4 protein-coding genes and 1 rRNA gene are annotated in these 5,893 nt (G+C 70.5%); 2 read left to right on the top strand and 3 right to left on the bottom strand.

From position 1 onward, the window contains the following. Positions 1-14: 14 nt before the first annotated feature. Entirely contained in the window at positions 15-1,346 is a 1,332-nt protein-coding gene (locus tag ABZS58_RS28970; protein ID WP_354786379.1) for a folylpolyglutamate synthase/dihydrofolate synthase family protein, read from the bottom strand. Positions 1,347-1,428: 82 nt separating this feature from the next. Further along, positions 1,429-4,023, bottom strand: a complete 2,595-nt coding sequence (locus ABZS58_RS28965) for a valine--tRNA ligase (RefSeq protein WP_354786474.1) — start codon at positions 4,021-4,023, stop codon at positions 1,429-1,431. Between the two features lie 108 nt (positions 4,024-4,131). Between ABZS58_RS28965 and ABZS58_RS28960 the strand changes: the two genes are divergently transcribed. Both ABZS58_RS28960 and ABZS58_RS28955 read left to right on the top strand, forming a co-directional pair. Further along, positions 4,132-4,989, top strand: coding sequence for a hypothetical protein (locus ABZS58_RS28960; RefSeq protein WP_354786378.1), 858 nt, complete (start codon positions 4,132-4,134; stop codon positions 4,987-4,989). A gap of 89 nt (positions 4,990-5,078) precedes the next feature. Next, positions 5,079-5,738 (top strand): hypothetical protein, encoded by a 660-nt coding sequence (locus ABZS58_RS28955; protein ID WP_354786377.1) that lies wholly within the window; start codon positions 5,079-5,081, stop codon positions 5,736-5,738. 67 nt (positions 5,739-5,805) lie between these two features. Here ABZS58_RS28955 and rrf read toward each other — a convergent pair. Beyond that, positions 5,806-5,893: ribosomal RNA gene (gene rrf, locus ABZS58_RS28950) — 5S ribosomal RNA — on the bottom strand; the annotation flags it as partial.

The following is a 5,893-nucleotide window of genomic DNA, read 5'->3' as shown; positions in this document are numbered from 1 at the left end:
GCTACGCTGGCCGCTCATCGCTTCAGCAACCCGCGCGCGTCGGCGACGGTGACGACCGAGCCGGTGACGAGGATGCCGATCGAGCCCGGGATCGCGTTGTCGGACTCGGCGAGGGTCACGGCGGTGTCGATCGCGTCGGGGAAGTCCGGCACCACGTGGACCCGTTCGGGCCCGTACAGCTCCTCGGCGATGGCACCGAGCTGCGCGGCGGACATGCCCCGCGGGGAGCTGTTGCGGGTGCAGACGATGCTCTCGGTGATCGGCTCGAGGAGCTCCAGCATGCCTTCGACGTCCTTGTCGGCGAGGGCGGCGACGACGGCGACGAGGCCGCTGAACGCGAACTCCTCGTTGAGCGCCCGGACGGTCGCCTGCATGCCGGCCGCGTTGTGGGCGGCGTCGACGAGGATCGGCGGTGACTTACGGACCCGCTCGAGCCGGCCGGGCGACGTGGCCCCGGCGAACCCGTCACGGACGGACTCGGCGTTGAGGGCACGTTCGTTGCCCGCGCCGAGGAACGTCTCGACCGCGGCCAGGGCGATCGCCGCGTTCTGCGCCTGGTGCTCACCGTGCAGCGGCAGGAAGATGCCCTCGTACGTGCCGGACAGGCCCTGCAGGGTGAGGACCTGCCCGCCGACGGCGAGGTCGCGCCGCACGACGCCGAACTCACGGCCCTCCCTGGCGATCGTCGCGCCGACCTCGGCGCAGCGCTCCAGGATCGGGCCCATCGCCTCGTCGGGCTGCGCCGCGCAGATCAGCGTGGATCCCTTGTGCACGATCCCGGCCTTGGCGAGGGCGATGTCTTCGATGGTGTCGCCGAGCCACTCGGTGTGGTCGAGGCCGATCGGCGTGATGACGGTCGTCTGTGCCAGGAGCACGTTGGTGGAGTCGTCGGCGCCGCCGAGGCCGACCTCGATCACGGCGACGTCGACGGGCGCGTCGGCGAACGCGGCGAACGCCATCGCCGTCGTCATGTCGAAGTACGTCAGCGGCGCGTCGCTGCGCGCGTCGAGGAACTCGGCGAGGGGCTGGACCTCGTCGTAGATCTCGACGAACCGGTCCTCGCTGATCGGCTCGTCCTCGACGCTGATCCGCTCCCGGATCGTCTGCAGGTGCGGGCTGGTGTACCGCCCGGTCCGCAGCCCGTGCGCGCGCAGCAGCGAGTCGATCATCCGGGCCGTCGACGTCTTGCCGTTGGTGCCGGTGATGTGGATCGCCGGGTACGCCCGCTGAGGGCTGCCCATGAGGTCGAGCAGCCCCTCGATGCGGCCGAGGTCGAACACCATGCGGGTGAAGCCCCGCCCGTTGAGCTCCTGCTCGACCTCATGGAAACGACCTGGTCCGCTCATGTCGCCACCTCCGCTGCGCTCCGGCGTCGCCCTGAGCCAACCTGCACCCACGGTGAGCGGCCCGAGCCGCTCCGCTGCCCGCTCACAGCGCGTCCAGCTGCCCGGTGATGCGGGCCAGGTCGGCCTCGGCGGCGGTGAGCCGCTGGCGGATCTTCTCCACGACCGCGTCGGGGGCCTTGTCGGTGAACGCCGGATTGTCGAGCTTCGCCCGGCACTGCGCGGCTTCCTTCTCCGCGGCGGCCTTGTCCTTGCCGAGCCGGGCCCGCTCCGCGGCGACGTCGATCGTGCCCCGGGTGTCGAGCTCGACGGTGACCCCGACGCCCACGCTGAGCTTCGCCGTCGCGGCGAACTCCGCACCCGGCGCCTCCAGACGGGCGAGGGACCGGATGAGCCCCTCGTGCGCGGACAGCCCGGCCGCGTCGAGTCCCTCCAGGCGGGCGACGACCTTCTGGGCGGGCTTCACGCCCTGGTCGGCGCGGAACCGGCGGACCTCGGTGACGACCCGCTGCAGGTCGGCGACCTCCCGCTCGGCGGCGTCGTTCTCCCATGCCTTTTCGGCAGCCGGCCATGCCGCACGCACCAGGGTCGGCGCGCCGGTCAGCGTCGTCCACAGCTCCTCGGTGACGAACGGCGTGATCGGGTGCAGCAGCCGCAGCAGCTGATCCAGCACGTGACCGAGCACCCGCTGCCGCTGCGGGGTCATCGCGCCCTTCGACAGCTCCAGGTACCAGTCGCAGACGTCGTCCCACGCGAAGTGGTAGAGCGTGTCGCAGACCTTCGCCAGCTCGTACGCCTCGAACTGCTCGTCGACGTCGGCGATGACGTGCTGCAGCCGGGACAGGATCCACCGGTCGACCGTCGACAGACCCTCGGTGGGCAGGTCACCCTCGACGGTCGCGCCGTTGGACAGGCCGAACCTGGTGGCATTCCACAGCTTGTTGCAGAAGTTGCGGGCGCCCTGCACCCACTCCTCGCTGACGGGCACGTCCGCGCCGGGGTTGGCGCCGCGGGCGAGGGTGAAGCGGGTCGCGTCGGCGCCGAACCGCTCGATCCAGTCCAGCGGGTCGACGACGTTGCCGAACGACTTCGACATCTTCTTGCCGTGCTGGTCGCGGACCATCCCGTGGAGCATGACCACGTCGAACGGCTGCTGGCCGTCCATCGCGTACAGGCCGAACATCATCATCCGGGCGACCCAGAAGAACAGGATGTCGTAGCCGGTGACCAGGACGCTGGTCGGGTAGAACTTCGCCAGGTCGGGGGTCTCGTCGGGCCAGCCGAGCGTGGAGAACGGCCACAGCGCCGAGGAGAACCACGTGTCGAGCACGTCCTGGTCCTGCGTCCAGCCGTCGCCGGCGGGTGGCTGCTCGTCGGGGCCGACGCACACGACCTCGCCCTGCGGCCCGTACCAGACGGGGATGCGGTGCCCCCACCACAGTTGCCGGGAGATGCACCAGTCGTGCATGTTGTCGACCCAGCCGAAGTAGCGCTTGGTGAGCTCCGGCGGCTCGACCCGGACCCGGCCGTCGCGGACGGCGTCGCCGGCGGCCTTCGCCAGGGGCTCGGTCTTCACGAACCACTGCAGCGACAGCCGCGGCTCGACCGTGGTGCCGCATCGCTGGCAGTGCCCGACGGCGTGCACATAGGGCCGCTTCTCCGCGACGATGCGCCCCTCGGCGCGCAGCGCGGCGACGACGGCGGGACGCGCCTCGAAGCGGTCCAGGCCGAGGAACGGGCCGTGGACGGTGATGACGCCGTGCTCGTCCATGATCGTGAGGCTCGGCAGGTCGTGCCGCTGGCCGATCTCGAAGTCGTTGGGGTCGTGCGCGGGGGTCACCTTGACCGCGCCGGTGCCGAACGCCGGGTCGACGTGCGCGTCGGCGACGATCGGGATCCGCCGGCCGGTGAGCGGCAGCACGACCTCCGTGCCGACGAGGTGCTTGTAGCGTTCGTCATCCGGGTGCACCGCCACCGCGGTGTCACCGAGCATGGTCTCGGCCCGGGTGGTCGCGACGACGATCGCGTCGGCGCCGTCGCCGTAGCGGATGGAGACGAGCTCACCGTCGTCGTCGGAGTGCTCGACCTCGATGTCGCTCAGCGCGGTCAGGCAGCGCGGGCACCAGTTGATGATGCGCTCGGCGCGGTAGATGAGGCCGTCGTCGAAGAGCCGCTTGAAGATGGTGAGGACGGCGCGGGACAGGCCCTCGTCCATGGTGAAGCGCTCGCGGCTCCAGTCGACGGAGTCGCCGAGGCGGGTCATCTGTCCGAGGATCTTGCCGCCGGACTCGGCCTTCCACTGCCAGACCTTCTCCACGAACGCCTCGCGGCCCAGGTCGTGCCGGGACTGCCCGGACGTGGCGAGCTGCCGCTCGACGACGTTCTGGGTGGCGATGCCGGCGTGGTCCATGCCGGGCAGCCACAGCGCCTCGAAGCCCTGCATCCGCTTACGGCGGGTGACGGCGTCCTGGACGGTGTGGTCGAGGGCGTGGCCGATGTGCAGCGAGCCGGTCACGTTCGGCGGAGGCAGCACGATGGCGAACGCGGGCTTGTCGCTCGCCGCGTCCGCCTTGAACAGACCGTCGGCGACCCATTGCTCATACCGCCGCTGTTCCACCTCGCCGGGCGCATACTGGGCCGAGAGCACCGAGGCAGTGGGGGCGGTCGGCTCGGCCCGCATGTCGCCAGGGCCGGGCGTCCGTTGAGTCTCCGTCACATAGCGAGTCTAGAACTTCGCATGCGGGGTCTACGCTCGCCATTGCCCCCTCACTCAGGAGACTGATCGACGGTGACTTACCCGCCTCGCCCGTCCGACGACGAGCCCCGTTCGCAGCCGTTCCAGCCGCAGTCGTATGACCTGGCGCCGGAGTTCGGGACGCAACAGGCTCCGAGTGACGGGTCCTATCAGCAGCAGCCCGGACCGTACGGCCCGCCGCAGTCCTATCAGCAACCGGCGTACCAGCAACAGCCGCAGTATCAGCAGCCGGCCTACCAGGACCCGTATCAGGCTTCGGCGCCGCCGTATCAGCCGCCTTTCCCGGCTCCGGGGCCCGCGTTCACCCCGCCCCCGCCCCCGCGCCGCGGCAAGGGGCTGAAGATCACCCTCGGCATCCTGGCCGCGCTGCTGCTGGTCTGTGGGGTGGGCTGCGGCGTCTTCCTGTATCCGATCCTCTCGGCGAGCGGCACGACGGTGACCGCGCCGGCGACGCTGCCGGGCGGGCTGGAGAAGCAGACCTCCGACAGCATGCAGAAGATCGCCGACGAGATGGAGCGTGACCTGCGCGCCGACGTCGGCGACGTCAAGCAGGTCGCGGCCGGCATCTACAGCGACGGCGACGAGACGAAGCTGGTCGTGCTCGTCGCGGCCACGTCGACGGTGGTCTTCCCGGACGACGAGGTCGGCAACGCGTTCAGCGGCTTCAACGCGACCGGCGCCGGCGGCGGGCTCGGTGGGCAGACCAGCTACCCGGCCGGCGACCTGGGCGGCACCGTGAAGTGCGCGAGCGGCACCGAGGACGACCTGCCGATGACCCTGTGCGCCTGGGCCGACCACGGCAGCGTCGGCATCGCGATCTTCATCGGGCGGGAGCTCAAGGAGTCCTCGGACCTGTTCCTGCAGATCCGCACCGAGGTCGAGCACCGCTGATCGTCGTTCGTTTCCGCGGGTGTACCGGTGGGGCCGGGCCGTTCTGGTCCGGCCCCGCTTCGCGTCGTGGGGCTTGCTAGGCTGCGCCGATGGTCGATCTTCCGGGGATCTCCTCCTCCGCCTCCCCCGACGAGGACGATGTCGATGTCGATGTCGATGAGGAGCCCCGCACCTCCGTCAATGTGAAGAAGGTCGCGATCGTCTGCGGCGCCCTGGCGGGCGTCGCGCTGCTCGGGTCGGCGGTCGTCTACGGCCCGACGGTCCTGCGCGTGACCCAGCAGAGCGGCACGAAGGTCTCGACACCGACGCAGATCGGCGCCTTCACGCTCTTCTCCACCGACGACGCGCAGAGCACCGCCGAGTATGTCCGGGACGCCGTCGTCACCGAGGTGAGCCTCGACAAGAGCGTCGGCGCGATCTACCGGGACCAGAACGGCCCGTCAGAGGTCCGCACGGTCATCCTCGTCGCCGGCACCGGCAAGATCTGGAAGCCGGAGCGTTCCCTGGAAGGCGCGTTCAAGGCGGTCGCGGGCGGGGATGCCACCGGGATCGGCAACGTCCACGACGTCGACGCCGGCGACCTGGGCGGGGTGGCCCGGTGCGGCGAGATCGAGGACAAGGACGGCGCGATCGCCGTGTGCGGGTGGGCCGACAACGGTTCGCTCGGGGTGGCGCTCTTCCCGGGCCGGCAGGTGGCCGACGCGGAGAAGGCGTTCCTGGAGCTGCGCGCCGCGGTCGAGCAGCGCTGAGCGCTTTTCCCTTGTCCGGAAATGCCAGTAGCCCCCGACCGTGTGGTCGGGGGCTACTGCAAAATTTGTCCGGCGGCGTCCTACTCTCCCACACTCTCTCGGGTGCAGTACCATCGGCGCTGGAGGGCTTAGCTTCCGGGTTCGGAATGGGACCG

Origin of the sequence: Dactylosporangium sp. NPDC005555, assembly GCF_040605635.1 — a bacterium.
Taxonomy (GTDB): domain Bacteria; phylum Actinomycetota; class Actinomycetes; order Mycobacteriales; family Micromonosporaceae; genus Dactylosporangium.
Note: the sequence above shows the minus strand (reverse complement) of the source record. Positions and strands in the feature narration are given on the sequence as shown.